The organism is Neobacillus niacini (assembly GCF_036961885.1).
Lineage (GTDB): Bacteria > Bacillota > Bacilli > Bacillales > Cytobacillaceae > Neobacillus > Neobacillus niacini_H.
The window spans coordinates 1-20876 of sequence record NZ_JBALNQ010000060.1; the positions used below are offsets into that span (position 1 = coordinate 1).

Sequence of the window (20876 nt, forward strand, 5' to 3'; positions counted from 1 at the left end):
TTTTTTATCGAAAAATATATCATTAACTAAACTTTTGTACATAGGTAAATGAGATGAGTTTAGAAAGTGGTAATGTTTAATCCATCAACAATGACTTTGAATGATTATTTGTGTTTCAACTATAGGGAAGAACTCCTAGGTCTATTAAAGATTACAAAATTCATTTTACTTAAGTGGTTCTTTTATGGGTTGATCCCTTCTTACTGTGTTCATATTTTATTTATTGTTACCTTCTACAATTGTAATGTAGAAGGTTATTTAGAATCTCAAACCTTGAAATAATAACAACTATAAAAATTTACATATATCATTACTTTTTAAAAAAAATTAGCTAATCCTAGACGCTGAACATCAAAACAAAAGATCAAGTTCAATTATTAAGAGTACTTGGTGTTAAAATTAATTATTTCGAAATTTAAAAACTGAATAGTAAGGAAAAGTAAATAACTATATGGATTATGTACTGAAGATTTTTGAGTTCTAAAGTAATACATATTATTAAATTTAAATTTTTATAAACCAGTGGAAATCTTAATTAATAAATGAAAACGGATTATCTATTTTGATAAAATAGTTTATACTATAAATTAGTAAATATTAACTAATTAGGGATTCCGGCAATTATTGGAGGGAGAACATTTGAAAGGAAATCCATTTGTATTTTATTTAGATCAATATAACGTTTTATCGCCAAACCATTCGAAAATATATGACGAATACACCATTGATCAAGGGCAAGAGAATACATATGTTTTTAAGATCGAAACAAAGATAGAAGATACTTTAATAAACATTTTTGAAAATAATCCTCAAAGTGTCATCTTAACTGGAAATGCAGGAGATGGAAAAACCAGGTTATGTAGAATTGTTTATGATTATTTCAGTAATACTCAACTTGAAAGATGGCCTGAAGAAGGGATTATTGAATTTCCATTTTCACATGGGAAATTAAGAATAGTAAAGGATTTATCAGAACTTAAAGAAGATGTAATAAGAAGAGAATTACTTGCACTTCAGAATTATATTACAACAAATCATTTTGAAAAAGTTTATTACTTGATTGCAGCAAATGAAGGGAAATTAACTAAATTTTTATCTCAAAATCATGATCTTACAATGTTAGCAGCAGAAGTCTCTGATCGGTTTAAATCCAATGATAATAATACCAATACATTTAGTGTGTATAATCTACTAAATGTTACATCGTCTGTTTATGTAGAGAGGTTGTTAGAAAAATGGAACCAACCTGAAAATTGGTCACCTTGTACGGATTGCTCCAAATCAAATCGATGTATTATATACCTAAATCATCAAAGAACGGCAAAAAAAGAAATACAACAAAGATTAGTTGAACAATACAAATTACTTGATTACTTAGATACTCACATAACAATAAGAGAAATGCTTATTCATATTAGTTATATGTTAACTGGTGGTTATACATGTGACGATATTAATAAAGCTGATTATAAGCAATTAGAGGAACAAACAAAAAAAGCTTATTATCAAAATTTTTACGGACATGAATTGGATGAAAATGCGTTCTCAGAGATGAAAGCATTAAGAATATTTAAATCTTTAGATCCAGGTAATTACTCTCATTCAACAATTGATGACTTTATTATTAACGGTGATATCAATGGTGATTCAGAAACTGAAGAAATTCATAAAAATTTATTCGATGATTCATTAGACTTGCAGCTTGGTTACTTTTTAAAGAAGTTAAGATTATATCGAGATTATAATACCGAAAATGATTTAAGTATTGTGGAAGATTGGATTCCTAGGTTGCGAAGAAAATTCTTCTACGAGGTTGGTAACGATAATCTATCTAATGCAAATCAACTACTTCCTTTTGAGTATATAAATCAGTATAAAAGTTTATTCAATAATACAAAAAACCAAACACTCTTAAAAAGAAGTTTAATTAACGGTTTAAACAGGATTTTTTCAGGAAGACTCACTGAAAATAATAAGAATTTGCTAGCCACTAATAGAAACCTAATCGTATACGAATCATTTAAAACAAATAAAGATATTGACCTTGAACAAGAAGCTGAGAGAAAAGATATCGACCGGATACCATCGAAATTTATGATAACTGTAGAAGAAAATATTGTACTACCTGTAAACTTAGCTGTGTTTGAGTACTTATTAAGAGCCAATGGTGGAGGAACTCATAATATACTTCAGCAAGAAGCTGAAATACTAATTGACACATTTAAGAATGAATTAATTAGGATAAGCGAACCTGATGATTTTGAATTAAATATCCTTAGATACGATCAAAAGATAGGTTTATTTATAGAGGATGAGATTAGTTTAGATTAATGGAGGGAAGTTGGCATGAGTACTAATGCTGCAAATAGTGGAGGAGTAGAAGAATTTTCTACTCAATTGTCAGCTCAGATATGGGGACACCGGTTTAAAGATGGACAAAAAGGCCCTGAATATGTATTAGAATTCTTAAATGTGTTAAATGGAACAAACTATAATTTAGGTGCATCAGAATACTTTAGGAAAAGGTCAACAGGACTGAGACAATTTATTTTTGAAGGGAATAAGGAAGGAGCAATGCAAGGTGTTGTATCCCTCTCGGATGAACAAAAAAACAAATTATACAACTTGGTTCGGGATAAAGATGAAATTAGCGTGATTAGAGAGTTTTTTAAAAATTTAGAAATTCCGCTTTCTGATGGACAAGGAAAAGCTGCCAATCGATCCTGGTATGCCAAAACGTTATATCCGTTACATGAGTCCCTACTTTTTTTTGAATTAAGAACTCACATCAAAAATGAAACAAAGTCATATAGCTATGAAAGAAACTTTTTTGCCAGAGGAGGAGAACTTTATTTTCTCATGCTTGCATATGGGACTGATAAAGATCTTTCTTTAAGAGAAGAAATAGAGCAGAGGCTTAAATATCTATTACAGAAAAATAAAGCGATTGAACATATAGTTAATAAGATAGCTACATCATTAGAAGATGATAAGGATAACAGAGAAGATTTTTATCCCCTGAAGAAGGTAAGTGAAAAGACAAAGGAATACCCTTATCTACCAGTGGAAGATGATCCAATTTATCACGAGTTTGCTGTTGAATTTAATCAATTAATTAGCCTTAACATAGATATTTATGAAATGTTTGAACTAATGATTAGTCTAATAACATTTCAATTATCTCGATATATGTTAAAGCGGTCACTTATAGGAAATGAAAGTAATGAAGTAACATATTTTTTTGATTGTCTAGACGCACAAGTAGGTCCAATTCAAAAACTATCATCAAAATCATTTAGTGATAACGAATTATTAGTAAAAAATAAATTTGAATCCTATTTTAAAGAAGTATTTAATGAAAAAATGGGCAATTATGCATTTGTAACTGCAAATTTAGCAAAGTGGAAGGCTGATCCTGAAGAACTAATTGCTTTCTTAGGTTTAAGTAAACTTTCAAAGGAAAGAAAAAGTAAAGTCAAAAAGGTTATTTTTAAATGTAATTCCTTTAGGGATGTAACAGGCAATCTTTTTACAATAGTAAAAGATATTGTGTCCGATCAATTGAAAAAACATCAATTAAGTATAATAAGAGGATTAGCCAGGGATGGTGGATTTGGGGGCTACAGAAGGGGAAGTAAATATCGTTATTTTATGACTGACTCATTCATTCAAGCAATAGTCTATGCTAATATAAAGCCTAAACAACAAATGGAGTTTAACCAATTTCTAGAAGAACTATATATAAAATACGGTTTCATAATTGGGGAACTGCAATCAAAATCAAATGGTATTTATGAAAAATCAAAATTAAATGTAAGCTATTTCCAAAAAAATGAGTTTGCATTACGTGAAAAGTTACGTTACAACGGATTATTAGTTGAATATTCTGATGCAACTGCGATGATTAGAAATCCTTATGAACATTCGGGACAGGTGATTCGATGACTTCGTTCAATCAATTATTAGGAAAATGGATTTATACTGTATTACTTAACCATTTTAAAAACCAGAAGGGTGAGAATACAGATAAAATCTTTATTAAAGTTTCAGGTCTAAATGAAGACAATATACTTGCAGTATTACAGGAGGTAAAAGATAAAGAACAAGAATTAAACAAATATTATACACCGATCATTCGTACTTTAAAGGCAGTACCTGATTTTCCAGAATTTCAATTAAAATCTGTTGAAACCAGTACTTGGTTAAGAAACAATACCTTTTCAAGTCATGCACTTGTTATGATTATAAATGAACTAACTCCTGAAGCTCAGAGTTTAGAAAACTTATTTGCTATTGATGAAGCATATCTTTTATCAAAAGATGGTTTTGGGAGTTTATTTTCCATCTTGTCTTCAGATTATCATCTTGCAGCTGAAGAAATTGATACCATAAATGAATTTCTGAAAATGTATAAATCGCTCACTGAACCACAATTAAGATTTATATTGAGGTTTATTAGCAACGTTCTTGAAAACGATTCTGATTCAATCATTCATAGACTTCAACACAACCTACCAGAGCTAAATTTATTTAAAGATTCTCAATTGATTTTTGGTTCAAAGGGGTTGAAAAAATTAAGATCAAACTTTCTATTGGCAAATTTACAAAGGCCTAATGGTGAATTAGATCCTGAAAAACTCCAAAATAATCTATATGCATTTTTAGATGGTGAAGATAAAAATGGATATACAAGTGAGTTATGGCTAGAAACAACCCCCGAAAAATTTGAAATTGAGTCTTTAGATTTTATTAATCAAAAAAATTTAGATTTACTTAAATACCAATTTGAAATAGTAGAAGCAGTTTTCAATTTTCGAGTGAAAACCACTTTGCCGGAAAAAATTAAAGATGCGCTTTCAATTGATGAATTGTCTAAGGAACTTAAGGATAAAGCTGAACAAGGAATTAATGCAATTGATAAAAATGAGAATCCTGACGAAATTCAGGAATTTTTAGAAGAATTCGAATCTCAGTTACCTGCAGCATTAGTTAAGACAATTACAAGAAAAATTGAAAAGTTAAGGAATCCTAAAGAGTACAGAGATATTATGGATGCTTTAATTTATGAAACATTTCAAATGATTGAAGATCAATTAGGAAATCTAGAATCGAAACAATGCAAATTTTTATTAGAGGTAAATACCCCAAAGTTAACGAGTAATTCGTTTTTCTTATTAAAACTTTACCTTTTTAATATTGAAAATGTACTTCCAGTTATCAAATTCGATAAGGAGTCTTTAAATAAAGTTACGATCGACGAAACATCGGACGATTCACTCCTTGTTTTTAAATTAAATTTTCAAGTTGAAAACCAAACTGTACATGCTGAAAGCTTTAAAGTATTTGGCTTTAAAGAACTTCACCTTTTAAGCTTAACTGAGTCAATTGAAAGTGGAAATTTACCTTTTTTGAAAAATTATCAAGAAGATGAAGTAGAAGTTGTGGATATAAATCAAGCCGTATTAAAACAAATAGAGGGCTATCTTGCTATAAATGAAGAAGGTATTAAAGAACACTATAAAAATTTTATAGATTTTTCAAATTATTATATTGAGGTTCTAAAAAACGTATGTTCCAATGGTTTCTTTAGTACGAATTTTGGAGAATTAAAATTAAAATTAAATTCACTCTTAGAGGGCATAAATTCCACGGTTACAATTTGCAGCCAAATATACAGACATATTAACTATATTGGGGCAATTGACACCTTAGATATTAAGCGTGGCCAGTCTGGATACAGCGATGAGAGAATACTGACTTTGTTCAATCCAATAAGACTTTGTTCATACCTTTCAAGATTTGAGGTATTAAATACTCAAATTGAAAATTGGATTACAAGGGCAAGGTATGAAGATTTAGAAGTAACTAATTTAGATGATTATTTAGGGCATGTATCAGAAAAGATACTCTATCTTGCTCCAAGATATTTTTCTAGTGACGGTGATGATACATTCCTTGTAGAGATTAGTGAGGTTTTGGGCGAAGGGCATTTTATTTTAAATACAAAAAGATCAGAAAATATGGACCATTTATCTCAAGAATTATCTGAGGAATTGTTGAAAACTGTAAAAAATTACTTTGAAGTTTATCCATATGCCAAAGATGGTCTAGATATTTTGTTTTTATACTGTCAAAGTGCAGATATCATAACAAAATCAATTGATGTTTTATTTAACAAAATTAGTACCTTAAAAAAATTAAAAATTACCGTTCATAGCAGTCAAGCTGCCTTAATTCATCAAAAATTAAATAACTGGATTAGACAAAAAGAGGAATATACCAACCCTGATAGTCTAGGAAAATTTCCAAAAGTAGAAATTAAGGTTATTTCAGGAAAATCAATAAATGATATCTCTTTGCAAATAAAAGATAATATGATTGATACAGATTTGGTTGTATTAGCAGATTACTTTGGTCAAAGTAACCAAATTAAATTTGAATTTGATAAGATTGATCCGAAAATTTCAGATAATTGGTTCGAAGTAGTATATAAAGAACCTTTGTTAAAAACTGAGGGTATGAAGAGAATTTCTTATGTAAGTGAACACTTACCAGACATATTAAAGCAATTTTATCAATTACAGTACATTTATCAAAAAAAGGAAATGTTGGATGTAAATGAACTTTTTGTTTTAAAGAATAAAATATCTTTATCCCATTTCACTGATAGTGAACTAATTGATTTCATGCACGATAATTTCAATTGGATCATGTTTATGGATCGTTATTTAGATAAGTCTTTATTAGAAAAAGCATCATCAAAGGCACAAATAATACAATACAAATCCAAAGCAGGTTCAAATAAAAATTACAAACTCATTGTATCTTCTTCCGAGTATATTAAGAAGCTCAATTCTAATAATGATGACTATGAGTATTACGATAGACTTAGTAAAAAATTAGGGTTGATTCTTAAAAATAGTAGTATCAAAAAAGAAAAAATAGTGGAAGCTGTTAATTATGTGAAATCTATTTCTGGTGCATTGGTATTAAAGGCAATAGGACCTGGGAAATATTCACACGAACTAATAGCGACCTATCTAAGTAAGAAACATCGAAGTGAGGATTCAAGCAGCTTACAAGTCTGGACAGTATGTGATGAGTTACCTTGGTTTAGAACAAATAAAAGAAGACCAGATCTTGTTATTACCACAATTAAAGAAGGTATTAATGGATTAAGTGTAGATTTTGAGTTACTTGAATTGAAATTTATAAACCATTCAATTTTTGAAAGGGAAAGATACGATGCAATAAAACAAATTGATTCAGGAGTAAATATTTACGAGAAGTTATTTAGGTTTGAAAAAAATAAAACTGATTCTGAATATTGGAGAGATGAACTCGTACATTATTTCCTTGAGAGAGAGTCATATTCACCAGAACATGCATATTTGTTAAAGAAACTCCAAAATACTGATGTTGCAAAAATTAATGTAAATATTACTTCTGCAATTGATTCATATTGCTACACGTCTAACTTATATGAATATAATTTTGAAAAGGTTGCGGATGGGGTTTATGTTGATATTCTTGATGGAGAATATAGAAATAATATCTTTAACCGTTCTTATATTTTAACCGCACTTGGTGTAATGGAAGTTAATGAACCAGTTTACGATGAATTTAATGAAGATCTTTCAAGTTTTCACGATAACCTATCAAAACTTGAAAATGAACAAAATCAATATGATGATAGCAATGATAGTCATGATGATGAGGGTTCTGAATCAAATGGAGAAACTGACTCAAGTGATGGAGAAGAAACAGGTGATGGTGTTGACTCCAGTGATGGTGATGACTCCAGTGATGGTGATGACTCCAGTGATGGGGAAGAAACAGATGACGGTGATGACTTTGGTGATGGTGATGAATCCGAAGATGGAGATGGCACAGTTGATGTAACTTCTGAAGAGGAGTACCCAGAGATTGGTGCATTAAAAGGGTTGGCAATTGATCATGAGGTAAATAATGACGATCATTCGGAGCTTAAAAGAAGTTATGTAAGTACAATTGAAAGTCACTTTAATAGAAATAATATTAATGTTAAGGTGAAAAATGTGATTGTTGGTTCAAGTGTTATTCGGTTGATACTTGATATCCCATCATCTGTAAATTCTGATAAAATTATGAGAAGAAGACAGGACCTTCAACTATGGTTGGGATTGGACCAGGAACCTAATATATTTATTGATAAAAATGGAATTAATTTAGATATTGTTAGGGAAAATCCTGATACAATATACTTCGAAGATTTTATGGCAATAACAAGAGCACAACTAAATGAGATGATAAAAAAGACAAATTTGGTTGCACCATTAGGAATTGATCCATTAAATAATGTTTTATATATTGATTTTTCGGATCCTTCTACACCGCACTTGTTAACTGGTGGAACAACAGGTAGTGGTAAGAGTGTTACACTAAATTCTATTATCTTAGGTACAATGTGCATATATGATACAGAAAAATTACAATTCGTTTTTATTGACCCAAAACAGGTGGAATTTACTGTATATAAAAATTTACCTCATACTAGGTCAGTCGTAACAGATATTAATGAAGCAGTATTTGTATTAGAACAACTTGTTAATGAAATGGAAAATAGATATTCTATATTTGCTGATGAATACGTATCAAACCTAGATGAATATGTAGCTTTAACTGGAAATACCGTGCCTCGAATTTTAGTTGTATTTGATGAGTTCGCAGATTTTATGAGTCAAGAAAAAGAAATTGCAAGTAGAGTCGAAAATGCTATTTTAAGACTTGGTCAAAAGGCAAGGGCAGCAGGAATTCATTTAATTATATGCACACAGAATCCTAAGTCTGATATAATAAATACAAATATCAGAAATAACCTTGGAGCGAGATTGGCTTTAAGGGCTACTGATTCTACTGCATCAAGTGTTATTTTAGGAGAAAGTGGTGCTGAGAATCTCGGAGGAAAAGGAGATTTCTTGGCCAAGACAGGAAGTCAAAAAGTTCAAAGAGGGAAAAGTCCATTTTTAACTCCTCAAGTTAAGAGGGCATTGTTAAAGTTTTTTTCATCAAAACAATAATTTATAGTGCATCTAGATTCTTTTTCTAGATGCACTCTTTTGCGGACATACGACTACTGGAGACCTTCCTCCAATAGGATTTCAATGGAGATGAAGTAAAGAAAGGTGATTTTCATATGGGTTATGGCCAACATCAAAGTTTTTATTTAAGAGATAGATGGCTAAATAAAGCAATACGGCACTTAAGAGATGATACTAGGTTTTTCTACGATAAAGCAGCATTTGAAAAAATTGGATTAGGTAAAAATATGGTACAGTCCCTTCGATATTGGTCAATAGCTACCGGAGTTGTAGAAGAAATATTTAACGAAGAGCGAAAAAAAATCCATTTAATCACTCACTTTGGAGAATTAATTTATAAATATGATAAATTTATAAAATTTCAGGATAGTGCAGCCATAATTCATTATCATATGTGTAAACAAAAAGAACCGAGTACTGCTTGGTATTGGTTTTTTAATGAATATAAGGAAACAATTGGGTCAAAGGATAAAATTACTCAGGAATTTATTAATTGGGTAAAAGAGAACGAAAATAAACCATTCTCAAATAATTCTTTGAAAAAGGATATTGATTGCTTAATAAAACTTTACACATCAGGACAAAGCAGCATAGATCCTGAAGAAGTTATTCAAAGTCCACTGAGTAAATTAGCTATATTAGACGATAGAAAAGGAATTATATATAAACAAAATCTTTTAATATCCCAAGTGGGACTAACTGCATTAATGTATGTCCTCTTAGACTATAAGAGTCTTAACAATATAAATAGTGTTTCAGTAGAGGATATCGTAAATCAACCAGGCCTTTGGGGCAAGGTATTCAATATGAGTAGAGCTTCTATTGTAAATGCTCTTACGGAGCTGTCAATGTTAAATGAATATCCTATTCATTTTGTACGGACAAATAATTTAGATTTAATAAGAATACCCAAAATTGATCCAATCGAGTTCCTTCAAAAAGAATACTCTCGAAAGGCTGAAGTATTAGTATGAGTACAAAAGAGGCTACATTTAAAACCAGTGTTAATATAAAGTTTGACTTAGGTAAAAAAGAGTTTGTAAATCGTTACTTACCAACTCCATCTCATGCAGAATCACTCCTTGGTTTACTTAAAGGGTTTAATGATCCAAGTAATAATAAACGTTCACATATTATAGTTGGTCCATATGGAACAGGAAAATCTCTAATAGCAACCATTGTTGGAAACATTACTTCAAAAAAGATAAAGGACCAGAAAACACTAAATACTTTGTCGAAGAAGTTTAATAAAGTACATGATGATATATACGATGAGTTACAAATGGTGAAACAACTCGAAAAAAAATATATTCCAGTAGTACTTAATGGATATGAAGGACGTTTTCGCGATGCCCTTTTAAACTCAATAATTCGGACTGTTAACGAACATGACATAAATCTTTTGTTGCCTGGACAGTATGGTAAAATCGTTCAAACAGTAGAATTATGGGAATCAAAGTTTCCTAAAACATATAAAGAATTTAAGAAGCTATTAAAAGAAAATAATAAAGATATAGATATATGGCGAATTTCTATATTGAATCAAAATAAAAATGAGGTTGATTGGTTTCTTTCTATTTACCCTCAATTGACTTCAGGCGCACGATTTACGGCAGAATATACTGAAAGCTTTATAGACCAAATTAGTCATGTGTTATCTCAGCTTAATCAACAAAATTTAGGGCTATTTATTGCATATGATGAGTTCGGTAGACTGTTACAGTCATTAGAGATACAAGAAATAAATGAAACGATGCAGGATTTACAGGACTTAGCTGAATTGGTAGATCATAAGTGTGAAAATTTACACTTACTGTTAATTTCTCATCGTAATTTAAGGCATTATTTTCATCTAATGAGTGATGATTTAAAAAATGAATTCCAAAGAATTGAAAAAAGATTTAAAGTTTATTATGTAGAAAGCGATAAATCTACTTTTATTCGGTTAGCGGATAATATTATTCAAGAATTGAACAATCGTGGGAGTTTATCAAAGGATAGAATCGAAATTACAAAGCAATACTTAAGAAAATACCCATTATTCCCTGAGCTTAATCAACAAGAGATAGATAAGATAATCCTTGAAGGTATTTATCCTGTTCATCCAGTTGCACTTTTTTTACTTCCATATTTGTCGAATATCTTTGGGCAAAATGAAAGAACATTATTCACCTTTTTAGAAAGCAATGAAACCGGTGGCTTGTTACATCATATAAAGAAGACAGATACTTATTATTTAGGATCTGATTTGTTTAACTATTTCTTTCCTAATATATTTGATATAGATACAGGTAATGATGAGCAAAGTATCTTAAGGTTATATAAGGCATTGGTTACTAAAACACCTCGAATAGAAGAAAATAGAGAGTCACTAAATTTAATTAGATTTATTTCCCTTTGGCAGATTGCAGGGCTACAATCAAAAATAAAATTAGATTCAGATTTTCTTAGTTTTGCATTGAACATGACTTATGAAGAGATTAGTTCGCTTTTAAAGGAACTATCACTTTTAAAAGTTATTCGGTATCATAGTGTTCACGGTTACTGGGAATTGTTTGAAGGTAGTTCCTTTCAAATTGAACAATTGATTTCAGAAAGGTCAACACAAAGCATACTACCTAGGAATAACCGTATTTCATTATTAGAAGGTTGTTTACCAAAACATCACTTCTTTTCAAATGAATATAATGATCAAAAAAGTATAACTCGGTATGCAAAAGTAAAGTTTTTGATTAGCTCAGAAATAATAGACAATGAAATTAACTGGAAACGTATGAGGGAAGAAACAAGTGCAGATGCAGTAATTTATTATGTTTTGAACGAAACAACAAATGATTTTACTAAGGTAATAGAAAAAATTAAAACCGTAAAAGATGAGTTGTCAATTTTCTGTATATCAAAATTACCATTTTCATCAATTGAAGAAAGTTTAGTGGAGATTTCGGTAATAGAATCCCTACTAACAGATGTTGAATTGTTAAGCCAAGATAAACATCTTAAACAGGAATTATTGTTGAGAAGAGAAGATATTTATTTTGTTGTTAATGAATTTCTTTCAAAATATTTAACTTATGGTAATGATGTAATTTGGGTCCATAACGAAGATTTTATTGATATTAAGAGTGAAATAGTCCTAGAAAATAAACTAAGTAACATAATGTTTAATATTTTTCCGAACACTCCTGAGGTTAGAAATGATTCATTTAATAGGAAAAGGTTAAATAATGTTCAGAGAAAAGCAGGACAAGTTGTTTTAGATCATCTCATTAATCAGTTTGATCAACCAAATATAGGAATAGAAGGCCAAGGACCTGATTATTTAATATATGCAACGATTTTTAAGAATAATAAATTAACTCCATCTAGATTGGACCAAATAGAAACAGAAGAGTTCCATTTTCTTCGGAATGCCTTATTAAAACAAATTGAGCAAAATTCTACGGGAAACCTTGCTGATTTTGTTAAAATAATGACAGGACCACCTTTTGGTATTCGTGAACCATTAATACCAATATACCTAATTACATTGCTAAGAGATAAATGGGATCAAATAATGTTTTACCGGAATGATTTATATGTTTCTGGTATAAATGGTGAGAAGTTATACAAAATGTTCGACGAAGCTTCAGAATATAACTACGTGTATTACAATTTTGACACAGAATATCAACTCTTCTTTAAAGCCCTAGAACATCAATTTGGTGATTTTCAAAATGCACTAGTAAATAACAAGCCAATTGTCATTAGATTAAATAACTCTTTATTATCCTGGTTAAGAAGTTTACCAAGAATTACACAAATGACAAATCAACTTAATCAAGAGTTAATTTGGTTAAAAGATACCGTCAAAAGAAGCGAAATTAATCCACAGGAATCACTAACACAGTTATTTAAAAAGTATGGAAATAATAATCTAAAAGAACTTTCATTGCATAAAAAAGAACTTGAAGATTCTTATACTAAATACAAATCTAACTTAGAACAGGGCGTTTATCGTATTTGCAAAACAATTGGATATGAAGAATTGTATGCATGGGCAGATAAGCTTACACCAGAAATAAAGAAAGAAAATAATCTAGTAAAGAGTATAATAAAAGGTATTGATTCAAATGATTGGTTAAATAGCTTTATTAATAGTTATATTGGTATTGAGTTAGAAAATTGGTCAGATTCAACATTTGATCTCTTCAAAAATCAACTGATTTCTGATTTTAATGCTACTAATATCGTAAATAAATATAATGGTGATTATATACAATTATCATTTAATGGTAAGGTTAAGGCAGTTAACAAAGTTAATCTTTCAACAAAATCCGAAACCATCTATAAGAATGTTCAAAGAATGATTAAAAATGCGGGTCGAAACGTTACTAAAGAGGAAATTGAAAATTTAATTTTAAAACTTGTAGATGAGTTTATTGAGTAGGCGGGGAATAATTGTGAGTAGAAAACCAGTACACGTTGCAATGTTTAGTGGTGGTGCATCAAGTGCCTACGTTGCTTATAATATGGTACAAGCTTATGGAAAAGAAAATTGTATTCTTTTCTTTACAAATACACTTTGGGAAGACGATGATAATTATCGTTTTATGGATGAAATTGCTGATTACATTGGTCTTGAGATAACTGAAAGAATTGATGGAAGGACTCCTGAAGAAGTTTTTTATGATTACCGTTTTTTAGGAAACTCTCGATTAGCGAAGTGTTCAGAAGAATTAAAGGTCTATCAGACAATAGTTTTTCTTGAAGAGCTAAGAGATGTTCATAACTTAGAACCAATCCTATATTTTGGTATTGGTCCACATGAATCCCATCGAGCTGTTAATCTTAAGGAATTTTATGAGCATCGCCCAGTCGAGCCAATTCAAAGTAGATTTCCAATGATTGATACCTTTAGAGCGGATATAGATGTTAAATCAATTATTGAAAATGAATGGGGTATTAAATTACCAAGAATGTATTCTATTGCTGAGGAATTAAGACCTGAACTTGGAATTAAAGGTTTCTCACATGCCAATTGTGGCGGGAGATGTGTACGAGGTGGATTCCAGCATTACGCATTACTTTATGCAATTTGGCCGGATCGTTACGCAGAGCAAGAAGAAATGGAAGAGAACTTTAGAAAACACTTTGAAAAAAACGTTTCGATCCTTAAGAAAGATGGAGGTCCTTACACATTAAAACAGTATAGAGAGGTTTTGGAAAAAGAAGGTGTTGAAAATTATCTTCAAAAACCTGATGATACTGTACCATGTGTTTGTTCCTTCTCCTAAAAAATCCTAAAATAGTACAATATTTAAATAATTATAAAAAGTAATTACATTTATTTGAGGATATAATAAATGTAATTACTTTTTTTTATGGGTTAGATGTACTATTGAGCTAAATTTACAAAGAAATAGTCTTAATGTAATAAATGTATGTAAAATATAGTAAAATTGTATTATTATAGAACTATATTGATTTTCTTAGGGTGATAAATAACGTGTTTTCTGTTAAAAACATTATTAGTAGGGCTGATGAGATAACCATACAAAACATATTAGGTGAGCAGTTAATTAAATTAGTACAGCTTCTTGATACGAGTTACCAGAAGACAGCTAATCTAAAAAGTCTGATATTTCAAATATATCAAGAAAGTAGCTTTTTGGATAATAGAGATTTAAGAATAAACCTTATTAATTTGTTAAAATTTAAAGAAGTTAAATTAATAGCAGATACTCTTGGATACCTAAGTAGCAATGAATCAGATGAATACACATTCTTAAAGAAGAAAAAATTTGTGTTGGGATCAGAGGATGAATTAATTTTTTATAATTTTTTTAACATTACAATTCCAAAACGTACTTACGAAGAAGGCACAAATTTTAGTTCAATTGAAAATGTTGTATCCGACTACCAGTTGTTCCCGCACCAAAGAAGAGCGGTAAATGATTTAGTTTCAAAGTTAGATAAATATCCTAATAGAGTTCTTTTACATATGCCAACTGGATCTGGAAAAACCAGAACTACAATGAGCTTATTAGCCGATTACTTACGGACTAGAGAACCTACTCTTATTATTTGGTTGGCTTCGACGGAAGAATTATGTCTTCAAGCTTATCATGAATTTCAGAAAGCATGGTCAAAATTAGGAAATAGAACTATTGATATTGCTAAGCTTTGGGGAAATACGGATATCCAATATCTATTAAACATAAACATTAAGGATGGTCTAATTGTAGCTGGATTCCAAAAATTAACGCATTATTTAAATACAACTATTGGTCTAAAAAAATTATCCATGATTTCAACAAATATATCTTTCATAGTGGTGGATGAGGCTCATCAATCCATTGCAGATAAGTATCAAAGTGTGATTGAAATTATCTATAATTCCAATCCATATACGAGATTATTAGGGTTAAGTGCAACACCAGGTAGAACTTGGAATGATATTGATGAAGATAAAAAACTTGCGCTTTTTTATAATAAAGAAAAAGTGACTTTACAAATTGACAACTATAGTAACCCAGTAGATTATTTAATAGATAATGATTATATTGCAAACGTAAAATATAGAAACTTGGTATATAGTAACGATTCTGAAGTAACTAAACATTTGAATATGCACCAATTTGATGATAATAAAGACTATTCTAAAGAAATATTGAATCTACTCGGAAAAGACTCAAATAGAAATATTGAAATTATCTACGAAATTATTCGACTCGCAAAAGGACATAAGAGGATAATAGTATTTGCTCCGTCTGTTGAAAGTTCAGAAATAATTGCAACAATTCTTAGATTAAAAGGATACTTAGCCAACTCAGTTACTAGTAATACTGAATTAACACTGAGGCGTTCAATTATAGATAATTTCAGGTTAAATGATGACTCCATACGGATTATTTGTAATTATGGGGTTTTAACAACTGGGTTTGATGCACCTAAAACAAGCGCTGCTGTTATTGCAAGACCAACACTATCATTAGTTTTATATAGTCAAATGATTGGTAGGGCAATTAGAGGTAAGAAAGCTGGTGGGAATGACATTGCTGAGGTAGTAACAGTGGTTGATACAGAACTACCAGGATTTAGAAGTGTTGCAGATTCATTTTATAATTGGGAGGATGTTTGGGATGAATTTAGTTGAAAATTCATATGTTCCTGCTCATTTGGCAATTGAAGCTATGAGGGATAATGGATATAAGAATACAGCATATGCAGTTTGTGAATTAATTGATAATTCAATTCAGGCGAATGCAAAGCATGTACAATTATTATGTGGAGAAGCAGAAAGGCAACTATCCACTAGAAAAACAAGTAGGTTAGAGCAAATTGCCGTCCTAGATGACGGTGACGGCATGTCTCCTGAAATCTTAGGAATGGCCTTACAATTCGGAAATGGTACAAGACTCAAAAGAGATCAAAGAACAGGAATTGGTAGATTTGGAATGGGGTTACCTGCCTCTTCAATTTCCCAATGTAAAAGAGTAGAAGTTTGGAGCTGGCAGGACGGTATTGAGAATGCGTTCCATGTCTATTTAGACGTTGACGAAAAAAAATGAATAAATCTAGTGCAATGCCAGAACCCTCAAAAATGATGATTCCTTATATTTATAAACAAATAATTGAAAATCCTAGTAAATCAGGAACTCTCGTTGTATGGTCAAAACTCGATCGATTAATGTGGAGTAGGGGTGAAACATTAGTAAAGCACTCGGAATCCTTAATTGGCAGGATTTATAGAAAATTTATACATTCTGGAGCTCTAAGAATTCAAAAAACAGTCTTTGATATAGATTATCCACTGAATATAACAATAGATAAACTAGCAAAACCAAATGACCCTTGTTACTTAATGGATAAAACAACTTGTCCGGAGCCATTTAGTCATAAACCAATGTTCGAAAGACATGGCGGGGATAATTATGAAAGAAAATTTATAGTTAAATATAAAAATGAAGAACATGAAGTCTTTGTAAGAACGTCAATAGCTTCTTTAGATGCAAGAACTGGAGATAATGCGGGTAATTCACCACATGGTAGACATGCCAAAGAGAATACAGGTATCTCAATAGTTCGGTCTGGAAGGGAGTTAGAATTGGATCAAACTCTAGTATCTCAGAGTGATCCTACAGAAAGATGGTGGGGGATAGAAGTTGAATTCCCGCCTTCTCTTGATGAACTAATGGGTGTTACTAATAACAAACAAACTGCTCGGAACTTTTCAGATATATTAGGGATGATACAACAAATTACCGAGATGCAAAGGAAAGGTAAAGATATAGATGAAATACAAGATGAGCTTGAAGAAGAAGGTGATCCACGAGCACCTTTAATAATACTAGCAGACCATATTTATAAACAAATAGTTTCCATGAGAAAATTAATAAAGGAACAAACAAAAGGAATGCGTAGCAAGGAAAAGCGATATCAAAATCATGAGATTGAAAAAACTGCAACAACGTATACCGAAGAAAGAAAGAATCAAGGATATGTAGGAAGCAGTGACAGAGATGAATCTCTTACACAACAAGAAAAACTAAAAGTTATTTCAACTGGTCTTATAACTTCAGGTGTTGAGGAATCTGAAGCAATAGAAGTTGCTAAGTATACTGTTGAACATAACTTAAAGTATTCTTTCACTGACTCTTCTTTTGAAAGTGATGCCTTTTTTACGGTGCAGCCATCTGGGGGAGCCTTAAATATAATTCTTAATAGAAGTCATCCTGCATATGACAATCTTATTGAGGTTTTAGAGCATAATGATAAAGGTACCGATAGAGATTTAAAGGAAAGACTTGATGAGGCTTCTAAGGGCTTGAAATTGTTACTAGCAGCATGGGCACGTTATGAAGATGAGATACCTGATGGGGATAGAAAAGATGAAATACAAGATGCGAGAAAAGATTGGGGAAGAATTGCACGTAAATTTATGAAAAATTAGTATTATAAAAGGTATCATTCAAACCATTCTTCAAAATGTAAGTTTTTTAAAAAGGGGAAATTGCAAATTGTACATATTTTGTTTCATATCCTTGGAGGTATAAAACTTTGATGAACAAATGGTTAATAGAAATTCTTGCTGCACTAACTAATCTTGGCGAAGAAGGGACACTTGAAGAGATTTATAATGATGTTTTTAAATCAGAGAAAATTGATTTAAGTCCGTTTACAGATTAGAGAGCGCAAATACGGAAGAATATCTATTTACATTCTAGTGATTGTAAAATTTTTATGGATATACCTGGTGATGAAAACGATTTATTCTATTCAGTCCAAGGAAAAGGTAATGGGGTTTGGGGTATTCGTCAAAAAAATGGTGGATCGGATTAATTCATTAAAAAAAAGATAGGTATTTTCTACTATTTATAGAAGTTAATTTTAACATACAAAATGGTATTTTGATAAAATCCCAAAAATATTTAGAGATAATAATAGGGCAAAATCAGAATGAAAAGTTGTAGAGAGGTGAAGTTTTAAGTAGCATGGGAAGCCGCTGGTATATTTCAGATTCATGGAAGAATGGCGGTCGATTGAGATTCGGATGAAGTGGGAGTCCCGATTTAATTTAATTTTTATGGAAGAAAAATAAACTCTAGGAGGAACGAACATTGGAATTACTGAAAAGATTACAGCCAGAAATTGTGGGAGTCTGTATATATAAAACAGATATTGAAAGATTTGCGGAAAAGTATATAACAGATATGACTGAAGTAGAAGTTAAAGCTGAAGTCGCCATTAAAGAGATAAACGGTAGAGTTGATCTGATTGTTTCGATCATTAAGGAAGATTTAACAGAGGAAGAGGAAAGTAGACTTTTAGAGATACAAATTGATCCATTAGACCCGATTTTTACGGGCGGTATCATTGAAAGAGAGTTAATGAATGAAATAGATGGTTCAAGGTTCATACCTCTTATTGGAGTAGATGAGGAATTAGGCGAATATATTTTGGTGGAAGTGCCGTTTGATAGTTATATGGAAGAAATGGGTTATGAAAAACAAGAATAAATAAAGGATTAGTGCTGGATACACCATCTTTTAATTTAATTCTATTATATAAATATTTGTTTTAAATTATTCTTTTGAGTGGAAGGAAGCACAACTTTATGATGAAAATGAACATTAATTTACTCACCATCAGGATTTCTATAGAAAAAACTAACGAATATCTTTGAAAAAAATTGAATAATTCGTAAATCGTGACTTTCAAAGGCTAATATGCCCTAATTTTATATGTTACTCCATTCTATTATGAACACGCGCATCAGGCTAATTTAGATATTTAACTAATTTACGACTTAACTAAATGTTATCCAGAATTTGTAAGAATTGAAGGCGGAAATCCAATATTTGAAAATGGACTGCTAATATTTCAATATTCTAATGAGGAATTTTAGAATCCAGGTTAATAGAGGTGTCTTGGAGTCAGCTGCTACTATTCAAGAAAAAATCCTAAGATTATATGAGGTAAATATAAATTACTTTATTGTATAAAAATATTGTTAGAAGATAAAAAAATTATAATACATAGACAAGGAGTGTTGAAAATGTATAAGGAATACTCCCCGGTGTTATCCGAATATGAAAAAATGGCTCTAAAAGAGATCCATGAATGGAAAAATCCTAATCTAAATTGGTTTGATAAAGCAATGGAAGTAGTAAATATGCCGATAGATAAAGCATATGAGGCTATGAAAAATGTCCCTGGTTTTGAAACTGTTATGGAAAAATCATTTGGTGGGATAGTAAATCTTTTAAATGATGCTGCACAAAAAACTGTAAGGCCTGAAGCAATTTATAGTGAATATCGTGAAAAAGGAAATTCAATTATAAATTTTCCTAAAGATATCTTTAAATTAGATCTAGAAAATGTAGATAAAGTTATTGGTTATTTAGGTGCAAAGTATAAAAGTTTAGCCGGCGTTGAAGGAGCCGCAACTGGGGCTGTGGGTGTAGCAGGTATTCCTGTGGATATAGTTGCTCTTTTAACTCTTAACCTGCGAGCAATTGGTGAATATGCAACATATTGTGGTTATGATATGGATAGCCAAGAAGAAAGATTATTTGCTTTAAATATCTTATATTATTCATCTAGTCCGACAGATGCTGCAAAACAAGCTGCATTAGCTCAATTAATAAGGATTGCCAAAGATGTTGCAAGAAATAAAACATGGAAAATCCTCGAAGAGCATATGTTTGTCACCATTGTTCAAAGGATTGCAAAGTCCTTAAGTATTAGGTTAACCAAAGCCAAATTAGCACAAATTATTCCCTATGCTGGAGCAGTTATTGGTGGTGGATTTAATATATACTATACTGATAAAGTTTGTGATGCTGCTTTTTACCTATACAGAGAAAGATTTCTGGCGGAGAAATATGGACCAAAAATAATTGAAGAAACAGTTAAGCCAGTGGACAATATTTTGGATTATGACTATTATAATGGAGGTGAAATAAAAGCTTAACTTAATAAAACTAGTTAATGGGTCAGCTTTCTATTTTTTTATATGTGGCTGACACTTATCAAAATTTGTTATGATTTGATTGAAGTCTTCTTTAATTTGAACCGATAACTCTACGTCTTCCTTTTGTTTACATACTACGAATTTATTTTTAGAAAAGATTTTTATAGATACTGACCAATTTTTATTAGAAGATATAGAATGCGGAAAGGAAATAAATGGAATATAAAAAGAGAGCGTTAAATAGCTCTCTCTCCAGTTAAATATTCATGTGATTTTTTTTCACCAGCTTTACTACTACCGAAATTAGTAGTTGTAAGAGCGTTAAAATCTATATTAGTACT

General features: G+C 30.7%; 12 protein-coding genes. All 12 read left to right on the forward strand.

Annotation, left to right across the window (positions count from 1 at the left end):
- Window positions 1-639: 639 nt before the first annotated feature.
- The 12 genes from V7124_RS21650 (at window position 640) to V7124_RS21705 (ending at window position 20535) form a co-directional block, all read left to right on the forward strand.
- Window positions 640-2331, forward strand: coding sequence for a hypothetical protein (locus V7124_RS21650; RefSeq protein WP_335493316.1), 1692 nt, complete (start codon window positions 640-642; stop codon window positions 2329-2331).
- A gap of 15 nt (window positions 2332-2346) precedes the next feature.
- Window positions 2347-3945 (forward strand): hypothetical protein, encoded by a 1599-nt coding sequence (locus tag V7124_RS21655; RefSeq protein WP_335493319.1) that lies wholly within the window; start codon window positions 2347-2349, stop codon window positions 3943-3945.
- On the forward strand, window positions 3942-9059 hold the full coding sequence (locus V7124_RS21660; protein WP_335493323.1) for an FtsK/SpoIIIE domain-containing protein: 5118 nt from the start codon (window positions 3942-3944) through the stop codon (window positions 9057-9059). The genes V7124_RS21655 and V7124_RS21660 overlap by 4 nt, the downstream gene beginning before the upstream one ends.
- Before the next feature lie 116 nt (window positions 9060-9175).
- Window positions 9176-10054: a DUF4007 family protein gene (locus V7124_RS21665; RefSeq protein WP_335493326.1), complete on the forward strand. Its 879-nt coding sequence runs from the start codon at window positions 9176-9178 to the stop codon at window positions 10052-10054.
- A complete protein-coding gene (locus V7124_RS21670) occupies window positions 10051-13506 on the forward strand; it encodes a hypothetical protein (RefSeq protein ID WP_335493329.1) in 3456 nt (1151 codons plus the stop codon). Before V7124_RS21665 ends, V7124_RS21670 begins: the two co-directional genes overlap by 4 nt.
- A 13-nt stretch (window positions 13507-13519) precedes the next feature.
- Window positions 13520-14353 carry a hypothetical protein gene (locus V7124_RS21675; protein WP_335493332.1) on the forward strand — a complete coding sequence of 278 codons (834 nt, stop codon included), beginning with the start codon at window positions 13520-13522 and terminating at the stop codon, window positions 14351-14353.
- Between the two features lie 212 nt (window positions 14354-14565).
- The gene (locus V7124_RS21680) at window positions 14566-16215 is read left to right on the forward strand and encodes a DEAD/DEAH box helicase (RefSeq protein ID WP_335493334.1); all 1650 of its coding nucleotides are present in this window, start codon (window positions 14566-14568) and stop codon (window positions 16213-16215) included.
- Window positions 16202-16630: an ATP-binding protein gene (locus V7124_RS21685; RefSeq protein ID WP_335493337.1), complete on the forward strand. Its 429-nt coding sequence runs from the start codon at window positions 16202-16204 to the stop codon at window positions 16628-16630. The genes V7124_RS21680 and V7124_RS21685 overlap by 14 nt, the downstream gene beginning before the upstream one ends.
- A complete protein-coding gene (locus V7124_RS21690) occupies window positions 16627-18012 on the forward strand; it encodes a hypothetical protein (protein ID WP_335493339.1) in 1386 nt (461 codons plus the stop codon). The genes V7124_RS21685 and V7124_RS21690 overlap by 4 nt, the downstream gene beginning before the upstream one ends.
- 107 nt (window positions 18013-18119) lie before the next feature.
- Window positions 18120-18248, forward strand: coding sequence for a hypothetical protein (locus V7124_RS21695; RefSeq protein ID WP_335493342.1), 129 nt, complete (start codon window positions 18120-18122; stop codon window positions 18246-18248).
- Window positions 18249-18679: 431 nt separating this feature from the next.
- Window positions 18680-19078, forward strand: coding sequence for a hypothetical protein (locus V7124_RS21700; protein ID WP_335493345.1), 399 nt, complete (start codon window positions 18680-18682; stop codon window positions 19076-19078).
- A 539-nt stretch (window positions 19079-19617) separates the two neighbouring features.
- Window positions 19618-20535 (forward strand): EcsC family protein, encoded by a 918-nt coding sequence (locus tag V7124_RS21705; RefSeq protein WP_335493348.1) that lies wholly within the window; start codon window positions 19618-19620, stop codon window positions 20533-20535.
- The last annotated feature ends 341 nt before the right edge of the window (window positions 20536-20876 follow it).